At 60.7% G+C, this 16,331-nt stretch carries 19 protein-coding genes and 1 tRNA gene; 5 read left to right on the top strand and 15 right to left on the bottom strand.

Annotation, left to right across the window (positions count from 1 at the left end):
- Positions 1-232: 232 nt before the first annotated feature.
- Genes CPA56_RS07930 through CPA56_RS07920 form a run of 3 tightly spaced genes read right to left on the bottom strand, consistent with a single transcriptional unit; the run spans position 233 to position 2,365 of the window.
- The gene (locus tag CPA56_RS07930) at positions 233-1,195 is read right to left on the bottom strand and encodes an NAD-dependent epimerase/dehydratase family protein (protein ID WP_182041441.1); all 963 of its coding nucleotides are present in this window, start codon (positions 1,193-1,195) and stop codon (positions 233-235) included.
- The gene (locus CPA56_RS07925; RefSeq protein ID WP_182041440.1) at positions 1,196-1,699 is read right to left on the bottom strand and encodes a DUF192 domain-containing protein; all 504 of its coding nucleotides are present in this window, start codon (positions 1,697-1,699) and stop codon (positions 1,196-1,198) included.
- Positions 1,700-1,717: 18 nt separating this feature from the next.
- Positions 1,718-2,365: an MBL fold metallo-hydrolase gene (locus tag CPA56_RS07920; protein ID WP_182041439.1), complete on the bottom strand. Its 648-nt coding sequence runs from the start codon at positions 2,363-2,365 to the stop codon at positions 1,718-1,720.
- A 454-nt stretch (positions 2,366-2,819) separates the two neighbouring features.
- On the opposite strand from CPA56_RS07920, the gene CPA56_RS07915 reads away from it, so the two are divergent.
- Complete coding sequence (locus CPA56_RS07915; protein WP_229707529.1) at positions 2,820-3,446, top strand: CHAP domain-containing protein; 627 nt, start codon at positions 2,820-2,822, stop codon at positions 3,444-3,446.
- Positions 3,447-3,491: 45 nt separating this feature from the next.
- Here CPA56_RS07915 and CPA56_RS07910 read toward each other — a convergent pair whose 3' ends face one another.
- The 9 genes from CPA56_RS07910 to rfaD all read right to left on the bottom strand — a co-directional run bounded on the left by CPA56_RS07910 (position 3,492) and on the right by rfaD (position 10,124).
- Entirely contained in the window at positions 3,492-3,947 is a 456-nt protein-coding gene (locus CPA56_RS07910; RefSeq protein ID WP_182041437.1) for a 23S rRNA (pseudouridine(1915)-N(3))-methyltransferase RlmH, read from the bottom strand.
- Between the two features lie 27 nt (positions 3,948-3,974).
- The gene (gene rsfS, locus CPA56_RS07905) at positions 3,975-4,385 is read right to left on the bottom strand and encodes a ribosome silencing factor (RefSeq protein ID WP_407645662.1); all 411 of its coding nucleotides are present in this window, start codon (positions 4,383-4,385) and stop codon (positions 3,975-3,977) included.
- Positions 4,382-4,972: a nicotinate-nucleotide adenylyltransferase gene (locus tag CPA56_RS07900; RefSeq protein ID WP_407645671.1), complete on the bottom strand. Its 591-nt coding sequence runs from the start codon at positions 4,970-4,972 to the stop codon at positions 4,382-4,384. The genes rsfS and CPA56_RS07900 overlap by 4 nt, the downstream gene beginning before the upstream one ends.
- An 87-nt stretch (positions 4,973-5,059) precedes the next feature.
- Positions 5,060-6,154: a redox-regulated ATPase YchF gene (gene ychF, locus CPA56_RS07895; protein WP_182041435.1), complete on the bottom strand. Its 1,095-nt coding sequence runs from the start codon at positions 6,152-6,154 to the stop codon at positions 5,060-5,062.
- 75 nt (positions 6,155-6,229) lie between these two features.
- Complete coding sequence (gene pth, locus CPA56_RS07890) at positions 6,230-6,799, bottom strand: aminoacyl-tRNA hydrolase (RefSeq protein ID WP_182041434.1); 570 nt, start codon at positions 6,797-6,799, stop codon at positions 6,230-6,232.
- Positions 6,800-6,813: 14 nt separating this feature from the next.
- Positions 6,814-7,428 (bottom strand): 50S ribosomal protein L25/general stress protein Ctc, encoded by a 615-nt coding sequence (locus tag CPA56_RS07885; RefSeq protein WP_182041433.1) that lies wholly within the window; start codon positions 7,426-7,428, stop codon positions 6,814-6,816.
- Positions 7,429-7,534: 106 nt separating this feature from the next.
- Positions 7,535-8,323 carry a peptidoglycan editing factor PgeF gene (gene pgeF / locus CPA56_RS07880; RefSeq protein ID WP_182041432.1) on the bottom strand — a complete coding sequence of 263 codons (789 nt, stop codon included), beginning with the start codon at positions 8,321-8,323 and terminating at the stop codon, positions 7,535-7,537.
- Positions 8,320-9,120: a prolipoprotein diacylglyceryl transferase gene (lgt, locus tag CPA56_RS07875; RefSeq protein ID WP_195805138.1), complete on the bottom strand. Its 801-nt coding sequence runs from the start codon at positions 9,118-9,120 to the stop codon at positions 8,320-8,322. Before lgt ends, pgeF begins: the two co-directional genes overlap by 4 nt.
- A 23-nt stretch (positions 9,121-9,143) precedes the next feature.
- Complete coding sequence (gene rfaD, locus CPA56_RS07870; RefSeq protein WP_182041430.1) at positions 9,144-10,124, bottom strand: ADP-glyceromanno-heptose 6-epimerase; 981 nt, start codon at positions 10,122-10,124, stop codon at positions 9,144-9,146.
- Positions 10,125-10,275: 151 nt separating this feature from the next.
- On the opposite strand from rfaD, the gene CPA56_RS07865 reads away from it, so the two are divergent.
- From CPA56_RS07865 to CPA56_RS07850, 4 genes are all read left to right on the top strand, one after another.
- Entirely contained in the window at positions 10,276-10,566 is a 291-nt protein-coding gene (locus CPA56_RS07865; protein ID WP_182041429.1) for an accessory factor UbiK family protein, read from the top strand.
- Between the two features lie 30 nt (positions 10,567-10,596).
- Entirely contained in the window at positions 10,597-11,409 is an 813-nt protein-coding gene (proC, locus tag CPA56_RS07860) for a pyrroline-5-carboxylate reductase (RefSeq protein WP_182041428.1), read from the top strand.
- A complete protein-coding gene (locus CPA56_RS07855) occupies positions 11,402-12,148 on the top strand; it encodes a TetR family transcriptional regulator (protein WP_229707527.1) in 747 nt (248 codons plus the stop codon). Before proC ends, CPA56_RS07855 begins: the two co-directional genes overlap by 8 nt.
- Positions 12,149-12,218: 70 nt before the next feature.
- Positions 12,219-12,293, top strand: a tRNA-Gln gene (locus tag CPA56_RS07850).
- Positions 12,294-12,419: 126 nt separating this feature from the next.
- Here CPA56_RS07850 and CPA56_RS07845 read toward each other — a convergent pair.
- From CPA56_RS07845 to CPA56_RS07835, 3 genes are all read right to left on the bottom strand, one after another.
- Entirely contained in the window at positions 12,420-13,286 is an 867-nt protein-coding gene (locus CPA56_RS07845) for a hypothetical protein (protein ID WP_182041427.1), read from the bottom strand.
- Positions 13,287-13,676: 390 nt separating this feature from the next.
- Complete coding sequence (locus tag CPA56_RS07840; protein ID WP_182041426.1) at positions 13,677-15,707, bottom strand: NAD(+) synthase; 2,031 nt, start codon at positions 15,705-15,707, stop codon at positions 13,677-13,679.
- 59 nt (positions 15,708-15,766) lie between these two features.
- A complete protein-coding gene (locus CPA56_RS07835; protein WP_182041425.1) occupies positions 15,767-16,300 on the bottom strand; it encodes a disulfide bond formation protein B in 534 nt (177 codons plus the stop codon).
- Positions 16,301-16,331: the final 31 nt, after the last annotated feature.

Genomic DNA, 16,331 nt, shown 5'->3' with positions numbered 1-16,331 from the left:
TTCAACGCATCAAACTTAAAGTCAGATACATCAGCTTCCGTCTTCCATCAGCCTTCGCCAACGAAAACGCCGCCAACATATCCCTTCCAGTCTCTACTTTATAACCCATATTCTCTTGTCAATGATCACCCCAGCCGCCCCAGAACTCCCGCCCCAGCGCCGCCGGTGAATGGGCTTATACGCAGATCCCCCTGACCACACAACCCCAAAAAATGAAAAATTTCAAAAAACTTTAATCACCAGTGAGAAACCAGTCCGCAAACCGCCGGACCCCTTCTTCCAGATCAGTCTCAGGCTGCCAGGCAATCATCTTCCGCAAGGCTGTCGTATCAGCCCATGTCTTCAGCATGTCTTCCGCCGGTTTGGCAGCCTTCCGTATGCGTGCCGTCTTTCCCAGCGACCTTTCCAGACAGCGCACGAGATCACCGACAGAACGGGGCTTTCCATACCCTACGTTGAAAATGCGGTTTTCACCCACCCCCGCCGGAACTTCAGCCAGCATGAGAATGGCACTGACCACATCATCAATATAGGTGAAATCCCTTGCCAGCCCGTCAGCATCCCACAGGGTGATGGGCTTTCCGTCCCATATGGCTCTGGCAAAGCCATGACAGGCCATGTCAGGCCGCCCCCACGGTCCATATACCGTAAAGAAACGCAGCCCCGTCTGTGCAAAACCATAGAGATGGGCATAGGTCTGCGCCGTCAGCTCGTTCATCCGCTTGGTCGTGGCATAGAAGGAGGCCTGACCACCAACGGGAACGGATTCCGAAAAAGGAAGCGGAGCTGACGGGCCATACACGGCAGATGACGAGGCATAAAGAATCTGTCTCAGTTGCGGCAGAGACCGACAGGCCTCCAGCAAGGTAACGTGCCCGGCTATGTTGTCCGTTATGTAGGCATGAGGCGTCAGACGTGACTGACGCACCCCCGCCCGTGCAGCGAGATGCAGGACCGTCTCCATGTCGGGATGTTCTGCGAACAGCCGATCCAGCAACGGCCGGTCACCCACGTTCCCCCGGACATAATGGAAACCCAGCCTCCCCCGTAGGAGAGCCAGCCGCCGGGAGGACAGCTCCGGAGCCGCCTGCTCGCTGTCGAGGCCAACCACCTTCCAGCCCGAATCCAGAAAGGCACGGGCCACATGAGACCCGATAAACCCCGCAGCCCCGGTTATGAAAACTGCCCGGGGCAATCAGTGTGCCCCATCTGACAGGGCACTGGACATGACCCTGTCGCCCACGACCAGCCCCAGCCGTTCCGTTGTGCCGGCGGGAACCTCCAGCACGGCCCGGACCGGCCCATGACTGCTGATGATGCCCTCACTCAGGGGAATCGTGTGCTCTTCAATGGCATGGATGCGATTCTGACCATCGATGAACACCATATCCAGTGACACGAACGTGTTCCGCATCCACATGGCGGAGTCCTGCGAGGCAGGCCAGACAAACAGCATGCCGTGATCCGGAGCGATCTCCTTCCGGAACATCTCGCCCACTTCCTGCTGGTGCTGCGTCCTGGCCAGCTCGACCGTGAAAACATGATCATGCCCGGACTGGTCAGTGATGGTCAGCGGGACTTCCGGCAATGGCGGCTGCGCCTCCGTTATCGCCGTCTCGGCCCGGGCGGGACCGGCCCCGGAAAGCCCACCCACCAGCACGAACCCTACAAGCAGACCCCACCGACAGACTGTCTTCATGTTTCCTCTCCATCCCGATCAACGCTGGAAGGCCGGATTGCACCGGCGTTCTTCCCCTATGGTGGTGGGAAGACCGTGCCCTGGCAACACCACCATCTCGTCTGGCAGAGTGAACAGCCGCTCCCTGATGCCATCCAGCAGCTGCCTTTCATTGCCATAGGGGAAATCAGTCCGCCCCACCGTCCCACGGAACAGCGTGTCGCCTGCAATGACGACCCCCGCCTTTTTCAAAATGAACACCACATGCCCCGGCGTATGGCCGGGCACATGGGCCACCTCGATGTCGTGCCCCAGCAGGGGCAGGACATCCCCATCCTCAAGAAAACGGTCCGGCATGACACTCTTCATGCCGCTGAGACCTAGCGAGGCCGCCTGCGCCTCAATCCGTTCCAGAAGAAACAGGTCATCCCTGAGCGGCCCGATGACGGGCACCTCCCCCTCCTGCCGTGCCGTCAGCAACGCCTTGAGGTCGGCCGCTCCACCGGCATGATCCAGATGACCATGTGTCAGCAGGATGGCCTCCACGTGCAGTCCGCCCGTCTCATGAGCAAGCCGTGGACTTTCACCGCCGGGATCGACGACCACAGCCCGCCCGGACTGATCGGACAGAATCATGCAGTTCTGCCGAATCGGTGTGACTGTTACTTTCCGGAGGGTCAGTTTCATGGCGGCATCCACATTCATAGTGACGGTAAAGAATTGATTTACAATTCCCCTCTCCATCCGGCAAGAAACCGGACAGACGAGGCAACCCCTTCAGAGGTCTGAAAAATATCAGATATAAGATAACACAATAAAAATGTAGTTCAATTTGCCTGAATACAGATGCAATGGTCCATTATCCTTTACCTAACCATATGGCTATTATTTTTACACGTTGCCCCTCTCCCCAAAAATGTACCATTTGAAAAAATCATATTTCAGAATGATATATATTTCCTGATATTAAATCTTGTTCAGGTATCTTCCTTCAAAAATGGCCAATATTTGGCTTGTCAGTTGCCGCTGCCTTCTGATAGTTTTCGACGACTATTGGAAAAGTGAGGTCCATTTCGGTCAGTCAGTAATGGGAAGATATATCATGCGCCGTAACGGGAAACGGTTATTTCTGTCATGTCTGATGCTTTCTGCGGCAGCCTTCTGTGCGCCCAAGGCCGAGGCACGGCATCCTGTGCGGCACTCCAGCCGTCTGGTCAAGGGCGGCCACTTCCTGCACAGGCATTTCCGTCATTATGGCCATGCTCACGTCATCCAGTGTGTCGCCTATGTGCACCAGAACACGGATTTCCAGATCCGTGGCAACGCCCGTGACTGGTGGCGCAATGCAGAGGGCATCTATGCCCGTGGCCAGCAGCCTGAGGTTGGTGCCGTACTGAGCTTCCGTGGCACACGACGCATGCCGCTGGGTCATGTGGCCGTCGTCAGCCAGAAGATTGACAGCCGGACCATCATGGTTGACCAGTCCCACTGGATTTCCAACGGCGTCACCCGCAACACCCGTGTGGTGGATGTCTCTCCTGACAATGACTGGACGGCCGTCCGTGTAGCCCTTCCCCATGATGGCCGCCTGGGCAGCATCTACCCGACATATGGCTTCATCTACAGCCGTCATGACGGGGCAGCCCCGATTTCAAACGCAGTCCACAATGTCATGGCCCACGGGACGGCCAGCGACATGGAGACAGCTTCCATTCCGGCCGATGCCAATTTCTTCGGGGATGAAGCTCCCAGCCGATCCCTCCGGTAAGACCGACCGTTTCAGAACATGATTTCCGTGAAGCCGGACCGCTCCTCAGGGGCGTCCGGCTTTATGATATGGATGGCCTGTCTGGATGGCCTGCGCCCGGAAGAGCTGTTCTGCCAGCATGACCCGCACCAGCATGTGCGGCCATGTCAGCTTCCCCAGTGAAAAAACGGCATCCGCCCGCTGAAGAATGGCGGCGTCAAACCCTTCGGCTCCCCCAATCATGAAACAGACAGGGCGGCCGCTCTCCTGCCATGTCTGCAATCGGGATGAAAAGGCCGGACTGTCCAGCAGACGGCCCCCTTCATCCATCGCCACAAGAAACGCATTATCAGGACAGGCGGCCAGAAGAGAATCGGCTTCCCGCCGTTTCAGTTCGGCAGGAGCACCCCGGCCCTGGGCCACTTCCACGATCTCCAGCCTCGGGCGCAACCGGGCGCAGTACCGGTCCAGCAGTTCCCGTTCCGGACCGGCCTTCAGCTTTCCTACGGCGATGAGCTTCATCAGGAAGCCCTCACGCCAGCCATCGCCTCATTCAACAGTGATTTCTTCCGCAGCGGCCTCGAAATCACCACCCCACATGCGTTCCAGCGCATAAAGCTCACGGCTTTCCGGCATGAAAAGATGGACGACCACATCCCCCGCATCCATCAGAACCCAGTCACTGCCCTGGTCCCCTTCAACCTGCGGACGGGCGAGGTTTTCTTCCTTCAGGCGGCGTTCCAGATGCTGGGCCATCGCAGACAGCTGACGCTCGGAAAGACCGGAGGCTATGACCATACGCTCGGCAAATCCGGCACGGCCTGTCAGGTCCAGCACGACAATGTTCTCGGCCTTGTCTTCATCCAGACTGTCCGTGATGACGGAGAGAAGACGGGCCAGCCCTTCCTCATCACGGGGGGCGGAAGCGGGGGTTTCAGTCGCGTTGATGATGGTTCTCACTCCTGATCGACAGACGGGCAGAACAGCCCCTTTTGACGCAAAGCGGTCGAAGATATGTCATTCTGAGGTGCCGAAAGGAATGTCCAGCCCGGCCCACCTCTTTTCTCTAGCAGAAGAGACGCCGCCCTTCCATCACGACGATGATGCCGCAGGACGGAACTGGCACGCCCCCGAAGGGCCGGTATGACGCTTCCCGGCCGGGGCAGGACGGCGATGGGCACCATCCGTGCCAGCCGCCGCCATGACCGCCAGCGGGAAAACTGGGCCAGTCCGTCCGCCCCCATGAGCCAGACAAAACGGCACTGCGGGAAACGCTGCCGGAGCATGGCCACGGTCCGGACCGTGTAACGCTGACCCAGCTTCTGCTCTATGTCCGTAGCAATGATACGCCGTCCATCTGCCAAAGCCTGTGCCGTTGCCAGCCGCCGGGAGAACGGTGCCATTCCCTTGCGGGATTTTAGCGGATTCCCCGGCGACACCATCAGCCAGACCTGATCCAGCCTCAGGCTTGCCAGAGCCTTGCGGGCCAGCTGGATGTGCCCCTCATGCGCCGGATTGAACGACCCCCCCAGCAGGCCGATGCGCATCCGGCGGCCATCACCGAAACGGGATGCGGCAGCCCCCAGCGGAGTCGCCGGGAGCCTTCCGGGACGAGGCCCCTTCATGAGGCTGTCTTACACGTTAAAACGGAACAACAGAACGTCACCATCCTGCACGACGTAATTCTTGCCCTCGACACGCAGCTTACCTGCCTCACGGGCACCCGCCTCACCCTTGTAGGTGACGTAATCATCATAGGCGATGGTCTCGCAGGCGATGAAGCCACGCTCGAAATCATTATGGATGACGGCGGCCGCCTGCGGGGCCTTCGTGCCAGCCGTGATCGTCCAGGCCCGGGTCTCCTTCGGCCCTACCGTGAAGTAGGTCTGAAGGCCCAGAAGGCGATAGCCAGCAGCAATCACACGGTCCAGACCGCTGTCCTTCAGGCCGAGACCATCCAGAAATTCGGTCCGCTCTTCAGCCTCAAGCTGGCTGACCTCCGCCTCGATGGCCGCAGACACGATGACAGCCCCGGCACCTTCCGCCTCGGCCCGCTTCCGCACCTGCTCGGAATAGGCGTTGCCGGTCGAGGCGGCCGATTCTTCCACATTGCAGACATAAAGGACGGGTTTGGTCGTCATCAGCTGGAGGCGGGCAGCCTCCACTTCTTTCCCATCAGGAACGGCCGTGCGGGCCGGTTTGCCCTCACGCAGGGCGGCCAGCAGCGGCTCCATGAGTTCCAGCTGTTCCTTGGCCTCACGGTCATTGCCACGGGCACGCTTTTCCAGCCCGACCTTGCGGCGTTCCAGACTGTCCAGATCGGCCAGCATCAGTTCCGTCTCGATGATGTCCGCATCCCGCACGGGGTCCACGCCCCCCTCGACATGGGTGATGTCATCATCATCAAAGCAGCGCAGGACGTGGATGATGGCATCCACCTCACGGATGTTGGCGAGGAACTGGTTGCCCAGCCCTTCCCCCTTGGAAGCCCCACGGACCAGCCCGGCAATATCCACGAACTCGAGGCTTGTCGGCACGATGCGCTGGGAATTGCCAGCCTTGGCCAGAACCTCCAGCCGTTCATCCGGCACGGCCACCCGCCCCGTGTTCGGCTCGATGGTGCAGAATGGATAATTGGCAGACTGTGCCGACGCTGTCTGTGTCAGCGCATTGAACAGGGTGGATTTGCCGACATTGGGGAGGCCGACGATCCCGCAGTTGAACCCCATTCGCTCTCTCCCCTTTCTGTGCCCTGCCGGTCCGGCTCATCTCTCGCCACCGCAGGCCTGTTAGATTCTCTGTTTTCAGTTCCGCCGCAAGGCCGTTTTCGTCATGAAAGCCTCATGCTCACCCTGCGCCAGAAGTGGCGTGGCATCGGCCATGCCATCCAGCCACAGCTCCAGCTCCGGCCTTTCCGTGCTGGAGAAATCCCCCAGCACATGGCCATGCACCTTTTCCCGGCTGCCCGGATGGCCGATCCCCAGCCGCACACGCCAGTAATCAGGGCCGGGCAGGGCCTTGTCCATGGAGCGCAGGCCATTATGCCCGGCCGCTCCCCCGCCCCGCTTGACCCGCATCTTTCCAAAGGCCAAGTCCAGCTCATCGTGAAAGACGGTAATCTCATCCTGTGGGATTTTATAGAAACGTGCTGCCTGCTGCACGCTGTCACCAGACAGGTTCATGTAGGTCAGAGGCTTGAGCAGAAGAATCTTCTGCCGCCCGACCATGCCTTCCGCCGTTTCCCCACGGAAACGCCTGCGCCACGGGGCGAACCCGTGGCGCGTGGCGATCGTATCGACCGCCATGAAGCCGATGTTATGCCGGTTGCGGCTCATTGATACACCCGGATTGCCGAGTCCGACCCAGAGCTTCACAACCGCAATACCCCTTACTTGGCTTCAGCTGCTTCCTCAGAAGCCTCTTCCGGCTCCTCGTCAACCGTCGGCGGAGCGATGGAGGCAATCACGAAGTTGGGGATATGCAGGGTCGGTGTGGAGTGCTCCGTCCCCTGGAGGTCGTCCCAACGCACGTTGTCGTTGATGTCCAGCTTGCTGAGGTCAACCGTGAAGTGCTCAGGGATGTTCTCGACCGGAACTTCCACGTCAACGGAGTGACGGGCAATGTTCAGCACGCCGCCACGCTTGATGCCCGGAGCCTCATCCTCACCCGTGAAGGTGATGCCCACCTGAACATGCACGCTCTGGCCAGGAACCAGACGCAGGAAGTCGATATGGATCGGCGCATCGGACACCGGATGGAACTGGATGTCACGGATCAGGGCATGGACCTGCTCACCACCGATGCTGAACTGGTACAGGCGGGACTGCCAGGCACCACGGTGCAGCTCCTTCATGATGATGCGGGGGTCGATGGAGACCAGAACCGGCTCCTTCTTGCCACCATACACCACGCCCGGGACCATGCCCTCACGTCGTGTTGCGCGCGCTGCCCCCTTACCTGCCTTGGCGCGCTGGGAGATCTCCAGTGTCGTTACTTTCGCCACGTTATACGCTCCTGCGTTCTGAAATTGTCGTGCCCAACCGGCCTCCAGGGGTGCCGGATGGTTGGCTCCGCCCTAGCGGAAAAAAGCGGAAAAGACAATTTTTTTGTCAGTCCGCCCCCAGTCCCGCACGAATGACGGCGATCTGGCGGCCCGTCCGTCCGTCACCATGCAGCGTCGCCCGGCGATGGCTGAAGAAACGCTCCTCCGCCAGCGTGTCATGCCCCGTCCACTCAGCCTGGACGCCCTCTTCTGCCAGACGGGACAGACAGAAAGCGGGCAGATCAAACTGGTGATGTCCGGCCCGTGCCGCCGGACCGAAAAACCGCTCGCCCTCCGGGTGCCGTTCCAGAACGGCCCGGCGCATGTCCTCACCCACCTCATAGGAGGCAGGGCCGATGCAGGGCCCTACCACGGCACGGAGTCCCTCCGCCCCCAGCAGGCGCATCTGCCTGACCGTCTCTTCCAGCACGCCTCCCACGGCTCCACGCCAGCCCGCATGGGCCGCACCGACGACCCGGCCATCGTCCGACGACAGCAGCACGGGGGCACAGTCCGCCGTGGCCACGCCCAGGGCAATATCTGCGCAGTCCGTCACCAGAGCATCACCTGCCGGAAGGGCCTCATGGCCCTGCGTGTGGGACCAGACATCACCGGCCTGACGCAGCACAAGCACATCCACCCCGTGAACCTGCCGGAGCGCAGCAAACCGCTCCAGCTCCACGCCCACGGCAGCCGCCATCCGCCGCCTGTTCTCCTGCACGTCGTCCAGCCGGTCCTGCGTCCCCAGCCCGCCATTGAGGGTGCCATAGAGAGCCGCAGACACGCCCCCCTCCCGGGTAAAGAAACCATGCCGGACAGGCAGCAATGGCGATCGTATGAAAACAGGTCGTGTCATTCTGCAATCCAGTCCGTCTGCCGGGCGGGACGGCTGAAGGCATGAACCATCAGGCCAATCCCGGCCAGGGCCATGGGCAGGCACAGGAGCTGCCCCATCGTGATTCCCCCAGCCAGAAAACCGATATTGTCATCCGGCTGACGGAACAGTTCGCAGAAGGCCCGGGCACAGGCATAGCCGAGAAGGAACAGCCCGGACAGGAACCCGGCCCGTGCCCGCAGGGCGGGGCGGCTGACCGCCAGCAGCATCACGACCAGCAGCAGGACACCCTCCGTCAGGGCCTCATACAGCTCGGACGGATGCCGTGGCTCCGGCCCGACGGCGGGGAAGATCATGGCCCACGGCACGGCACTGGCCACCGGCCGCCCCCAGAGTTCACCATTGATGAAATTGGCACACCGCCCCAGAGCCAGCCCGATGGGCACCACCACGACGATCCTGTCTGCAAAGGCCAGAAAGTTCAAACCCCGCCGCCATGTGAACAGGGCCAATGCGATGATGACCCCCGCCGCTCCCCCATGAAAGGACATGCCGCCTTTCCAGGTGGCCAGAATCTCCAGAGGGTGAGACAGGAAGAAAAGCGGCCGATAAAACAGGACATAGCCAAGCCGTCCCCCCAGCAGCACCCCCAGCACCGCATAGACGAGGAAGTCATCCACGGCGACTCTGGAGGCCACCTTCGGCCCCAGCCGGACAAGTCTGCGGGCCAGCGGCAGGGCAATGATGAACGCCACGATATAGGCCAGTGCATACCATCGCACCACCAGCGGCCCCAGATGGAAGGCGATCGGGTCCATCCCCGGGAAAACGAGCGGATGTGTCACAGATACAGCCTTCCTGATGTCAGATGCCCTTCGATGTAGCGGCTGATTCCTTCCTCCAGCGACGTGAAGGGGGCGGGATAGCCTGCCCCGTGCAGGGCACTCATGTCAGCCTGCGTGAAGGACTGGTACTGCCCCTTCAGGCTCTCAGGCATCGGGATGTACTCGATCTCTGCCGGACGTCCTGCCGCAGCGCAGACGGCCCGGGCCAGAGCCTCATAGGTCCGGGCCTGCCCTGTCCCGCAGTTGAACAGCCCGCTGACGGATGGTGTCTCCAGCAGCCAGAGGAGAACCTTCACCACGTCCCCGACCCAGATGAAATCACGCTTCTGCTGCCCGTCAGCAATATCCTCCCGGTCGGACCGGAACAGACGCACCGGGCCGCCCGCCATCAGCTCATCATATTTCACCTTGATGACCGAAATCATCCGTCCCTTGTGATACTCATTAGGGCCATAGACATTGAAGAACTTCAGTCCGGCCCATTGTGGCGGGGCCGGCTCCCCGGCTTCCACCGTCCTTTTCACCCAGAGGTCGAAGGCCTGCTTGGACCAGCCATAAAGATTGAGAGGCCGCAATCCCTCGATGCTGCCCAGTCCGTCCGCAAACAGGTCCGGCCTGTCCGCCGCCCCGTAGGTCGCCGCTGAAGATGCGTAGAGAAACGGCACCTTGTGTTCTGCGCACCACCGCCAGAGCCTCTGGGACAGGGCGACGTTGCTCTGCCAGACCAGATCACCATCCCGGACCGTCGTCTCGCTGATCGCCCCCATGTGAATGACAGCCTCGACGCCCCTGGCCTCCGCCAGAAAGGCTGGCAGCTCATCCGGTGGCACCACGAGATGGGGAGGATGGGTGGCCAGATTGCGCCACTTCCCCTGATCCTGAAGGTAATCCACAATGACGGTCCGCCGCCCCTGCCGAAACAGGGCCTGCTGCACACATGAACCAATAAATCCGGCTCCGCCGGTGACGATAATCATTCTTCCTGTATAGTCTGGCAGAAAGCGGCTTCCAACAGAAAGAACGCAGGAACAGGGGAAGACCGGTTGACAGACCTGCTCCCCGTTCTGAAAGACTCATGACGGAAAAATCAGATCCGTTTTCAATGCCGAACGTTCAGGAGTGTATGACATGGCCTTTCGTCCCCGTTTCCTTGATGATCTGACCGGCCTTGCCGGAACGGCCTTCTCTGCGGCCTCCGGCCTGCGGGAGGAGGTCCATACGCTCATCCGCAGCCAGATCAGCGAGGTCCTCTTCTCCCTCAACCTCGTCCGTCGGGATGAATTTGACGCCGTACAGGAGATGGCCAGCCGGGCCCGTCTGGCGCAGGAACAGGCCGAACAGCGCATCAAAGACATGGAAGCCAGACTGGACGAACTGGAACAGACCCTGACGGCCCCGGCAGAACCGCCACGTCACTAATCCTTCCCAGACCAACGGAGACTTCAGATCATGACAACTCCCACCCTTCTTCTTGTCGGCTGTGGCAAAATGGGCGGTGCCCTCATGCGGGGCTGGGTCAGCAGTCCCAACCCGCCACGCATCTTCATTCTGGACCGCAAGCTCCAGGACGCCCCGGCAGGCAGCACCATCTTCCGCTCACCGGAAGAGATCACCGCCGACGTGGCACCGGACATCATCATCCTGGCCGTCAAGCCTGCCGGAGCGGAGGCCATGCTGAAGGCCCTGCGGCAGGCCCTCGGCGACCGGATGGACAAGGCCGCCCTTCTGTCCGTCATGGCAGGCAAGAGCTGCGAGAAACTGGCCGAATGGTGTGGCCGGGCGGACATGCCCATCATCCGCACCATGCCCAACACGCCCTCCAGCGTGGGTGCCGGAAGCACGGGGCTGTATGCCTCCCCGCATGTCAGCGAGGAACAGAAGAAGCTGGCCATCCGTCTCATGGAACAGGTTGGCACGGTCGTCCCCGTTCCGCATGAGGAGGACCTGCGGTCCGTCATCGCCATTGCCGGTTCCGCTCCGGCCTATGTCTTCCTGCTGGCTGAACTGCTGGAGAAAACGGGGCAGGACCTGGGGCTGGAAAAAGAGGCTGCCCGCACGCTGGTCCGCAGCATGATCCACGGCGTCGGTAAGATGCTGCACGAACTGCCGGAGGATGCCGAGACACTGCGCAAGAATGTCACAAGCCCCAACGGTACCACGGCCGCAGCCCTGGACGTCTTCATGGCTGAAGAGCACTGGCCCCGCTTGGTCCCGCTGGCCGCCGAGGCTGCCATAAAAAGGTCACGCGAGCTGGATGACTGACATCTGGTGCGGGCGGCAGCTCCGCCCGCACCATCATCACTACAGCCGCACGGACAGGGACGGAGAAAACACCATGAACGTTGATCACCACGACCCGCTTTTCGACAGGACCATGATTGAGGCGACCCTTCAGCTTGCCCAGAGCCAGGGCTGGCAGCGTGTGTCCCTTGTTGATGCTTCACGTGAAGCAGGGCTTCCTCTCCAGCAGGTCCGGCAACGTTTCCCTTTCAAGTCCATGGTCCTGCTGCGACTGAACCGCCAGATCGACGATGCAGCCCTCTGCGGTGCGAGCTATGGCACGACCGTCCGTGAACGAATGTTCGACCTGCTCATGCGCCGTTTTGATGCCATGCAGGATTACCGTCCCGGCATCTGCGCCGTGATGCAGACCCTCCCCCGTGACCCTGCCCTTGCCGCCTTCCTCGCCGGAACGACCATGGAAAGCCTGCGCTGGATAGCGGATTCTGCCGCACTGGACCGCCACGGGCTGGGGGGCCTGATACGGCTCAACACCCTGCTGGCCATATGGTCCGGAACGCTCATCAGCTGGGAGAAGGACATCACGCCCGATCTGGCCGAGACCATGCAGACGCTGGACAAGGCCCTCGCCCGGGCCGAACGGATGGGACTCCTGAAAGAATCCATCCCTCCGGAACAGACCGGCACCGTCATGGAAGAGGGAGGGCTGCCCGACCATGTCGCTCCTGAAGAAGAAGGCGATAACAACGGGTTATCCTGACACACCACACAAAAAATGCCGTCCTTCTCTTTACCCTTTTCATGGTTCGGGATAATAAGAAGACCTGCATTGGGGCGTAGCCAAGCGGTAAGGCAGCGGATTTTGATTCCGCCATGCGGAGGTTCGAATCCTCCCGCCCCAGCCAGAATTTTCCCCTGAAAAATCTGCCCAACGGAAAAACGCCGCTCTGGTCGGGAAGCGGCGTTTTCGTGCGTGCTGTATAAGATGTTCATCTCTCCGCCCTCCCTTTTCAGGAAGGGCGGACAGGAAATCAGAACTTCTGGAAGTCCTTGGCCTGGAGATGCTGCTGGTCAAGGAAGGTGATCTGACCCTGACCGTTCGGCAGATCGATCGTGGTGTTGCCACCCTTGACCGTCTGGTGCTCAAGCATCTGGCCGATCTGCTCGTCAGTAGCCTTGAGGCCGACCTTGTTGCCGGCAGCCTTGCCGAAGTCGGTGATCGTGTAATGACCACCCTTGTTGTTGAGGAACTGGAACAGGTTGGCAGACCCGCTGCCACCGCTCAGCGTCGCACCAGCATCACTGCCACCATTGACGGTGTTGTGCACGGTGATGGTGTCGGAAGCCGTACCACCCTTGATGGTGTCACCGATTCCGGCAAAAGCCTGAAGAGACTGGTGGGACTTGGACGCATCGAACAGGATATGGTCCGGATTCTGCGCCGTGCTCTGGTGATCGGTCGTGAACACGCTCTTCCCGCCCACACCCGGACGGGTATAGTGGTAGACGCTGTTCGGCGTACCGTAGATGGTCGCATTGTTGCCGATGGAGCGGGTGTTGGACCCCACACCACCGAGGAAGCTCAGCGTACCACCGAGGGAAAGCTGCGTCGCATTGTTGCCGGCAGCGGAGATGGTGTCCTGACCGCCCAGCACCGTTGCCTGGGACCCGGTGACCGGCGTCTCGTCGGCCATGCGGAACTGGATCGGACTGCTGCTCGTCGTGTCGGATGAGGAAGACGTGGACGTGGTGGACGTGGTTCCGTCACCGGAACCGGAAGAGGCCACCAGAGAGGCGAAAGACGTCGTGAACAGCGAATTCAGATCCTCGGCTCCCTGGGTAGGGACACTGACGGGATACGAATGCTGCTGCCCTCCAGAAATAGTTACAATAGCCAAGAAACTTCACCTTACCACAGCGTTGACACACTCGACCGGCCCAGACAGGACAACCGCCTCCTTGCTTAAGCCAGCCTCCCCTACCCTTCCCTCGGGGCCATGAAAGATCGACATCCTTCATGGCCTCCTCAGGTCCAAATTGAGGAATATCTGTGACCGCCCATAGAGCCGTCCCAGAGACGAATCCAGAAAGAGTTAACGTAAGCTATACAAATTTCCTAACCAATGTAACCAGACCCATGCAGAATCACAACAACTTTATGCCTGTTCCACTAAAAGCAGACAATTCTGGACGACAGGACCTCCCAGTACCTCCTGTGATGAAAATCACACAGAAGATGCCAGAAGAGCACTCCTACAATGAAATGAAAATCTGCTGATCAGAAATACCTAGCGCAGATGTGCTTCCAGCTGCTCCAGTACGGAAAGCCAGAGCGTCGCCGTTCCGTCGGACGGTGCCCGCCAGTCCCCACGGGGCGACAGGCTGCCCCCGGCCACCACCTTCGGCCCGTTCGGCATGGCCGAACGCTTGAACTGGCTGGTGGCGAAAAACCGCTTCATGAAAAGACGCATCCAATGGATGATGGCTGGCAGGTCATAAGCCCGCCGGTCCTGTTCCGGATAATTCAGCGGCCAATGTCCCTGTCCAGCATCACGCCAGGCATGGAACTGGAGAAAAACGATCTTCTCTGGAGAGAATCCATGCCGCAGGACATGATAGAGCGTGAAATCCTGCAGGGGATACGGGCCGATCACCTGCTGGGTACTCTGGACACCCTGTCCCTGATCCGGCACCAGCTCCGGTGAGATTTCCGCCGAGACGATCTTTTCCAGCACGGTGCGGGCAGCATCGGAGACACTGTCATCCTGTGCAGCCGCCCAGCGTATGACATGCTGGATGAGCGTCTTAGGCAGACCGGCATTGACATTATAATGTGCCATCTGGTCCCCGACGCCATAGGTGCACCAGCCCAGGGCCAGCTCGGACATGTCCCCGGTCCCGATCACCAGTCCCTGATGATGGTTCGCCAGCCGGAACAGGAAGTCCGTCCGCAGCCCGGCCTGCACGTTCTCGAACGTCACGTCATAAACCGGCTCGCCCTGACCGTAGGGATGATCGATGGCTTCCAGCATGGCCTGGGCCGTGGGGCGTATGTCCAGCTCTCCCGCATTCACGCCAAGGCTGTCCATCAGTCCGTGCGCCAGAGCGAGGGAGGCACCGCCCGTGGCGAAGCCCGGCATGGTCCTGGCCAGGATGCGGCTCCGCTCCCATCCCAGACAGTCTGCCGCCTTCACGGCCACCAGCAGGGCGAGGGCACTGTCCAGCCCCCCCGACACACCGATGATCATGGTTCTGGCATGGGCCGCCTTCAGCCGCTGGCAGAGGGCCTGAACCTGAATGTTCCAGGCTTCCTGACAGTCCTGCTCACACCGTTCGGGACGGGCCGGGACGAAAGGAAAACGGGGGACATCACGTTTCAGCCCCCAGTCCCTCATCTCCGGTTTCAGGGCGAAGCCTATCCGGCGGAACGCTCCCTCATGGGCTGAACTGAAATGACCGCTCTGGAGTCGCTCCTGCCGCAGCCGGTCAAGATCGACATCCGCCACGACCATCTCACCCTCCCGGACAAACCGTTCCGAACTGGCAAGACAGTCCCCCGCCTCATAAACAAGAAGCTGCCCGTCCCATGACAGGTCCGTCGTGGATTCCCCCTCACTGGCCGCCGCATAGAGATAGGCACTGACCGTCCTCATGGACTGCGCTTGACAGAGCAGCACCCGCTGCTCCGACCGGCCGACCGTCACGGGGGAAGCCGAAAGATTTGCCAGCACCGTTGCCCCCGCCACGGCCAGTGCCCCGCTCGGTGGCTGGGGAACCCAGAGGTCCTCACAGATTTCCACCCCCAGAACCAGTCCGGGCACGTCCTCCGCCTCGAAGAGGAGGTCCGTCCCGAACGGGACCGCCTCCCCCCCCAGCATGATGGTTCCGGTGCAGCCCCGGCCACTGGTGAAATGGCGGGTCTCATAAAATTCCCGGTAACGGGGCAGCATCGTCTTGGGCACGATCCCCAGAATCCGTCCCCGATGGAAGATGGCGGCACAGTTGTAAAGGCTGTCCCCCCACCGCAGCGGCAGACCGACGATACCGACCGTCATCAGGTCGGCCGTCCGCTCCACGAGACGCAGCAGGGCATCCCTTGCTCCATCCAGCACCGCCTGCTGGAAAAAGAGGTCTTCCAGCGTGTAACCCGTCAGTCCCAGTTCCGGAAACACGGCAACAGCCACGCCCTGCGCATGGCAACATTCCAGCCTGTCCTGCACGACCTCCGCATTATGCTGCGGATCGCCCAGCATGATGGGCGTGGTACAAGCGGCGACACGGGCAAAGCCCTGGCGATACAGACACAGAAAATCAGACAAGGACACGACGGCTCTCCCTTTACCTTCCACGCCTCTTCACATCCGCCTCCGGGACCCGATTATGCCTCCAGCCGGTTCACCCGGACGAAACGGAACAGCCTGCGGGTCTCCATGACGGCCAGACCGAAAACCAGAACGGCATACAGGGCCGAAAGACTCGTCATGGAAACGGGCAGACCAAAAGGATAGTCTGGCAGATCACAGGGTTTTGCAGGACGGGACGGAAGATGGGCCATCCAGTCTGCGAAACCGTGCCCCTCCACAGGAGCGGCATGACATTCGGCAGCAGGACTGGGCCACAGCCCATGCTCCACCCCCACATGCATGACACCAAGACCGACACTGACCAGAAGACAGACAAGACCCGCCACAGCAGCCCAGCGGGCATAGCGGGGAGACAGCACCAAAGACAGCACGCCAATTCCCAGCAACACCCGCCACGGCTCACGCTCCCACAGACAAAGCTCACACGGAACCATGTGCAGGGCGGTCTCCGCCATAAAAACCGTCAGGAACACGAAAAGGGCGGACAGGATGAACAGCCCACCAATCCGCCAGACTGCCCGAATCTGCCGCTTGTCGGTAAACAGCATTCACCCTCTCCTTTTTCAGTCCTTGCCTGTC

Origin of the sequence: Bombella mellum (genome assembly GCF_014048465.1) — a bacterium.
Lineage (GTDB): Bacteria > Pseudomonadota > Alphaproteobacteria > Acetobacterales > Acetobacteraceae > Bombella > Bombella mellum.
Note: the sequence above shows the minus strand (reverse complement) of the source record. Positions and strands in the feature narration are given on the sequence as shown.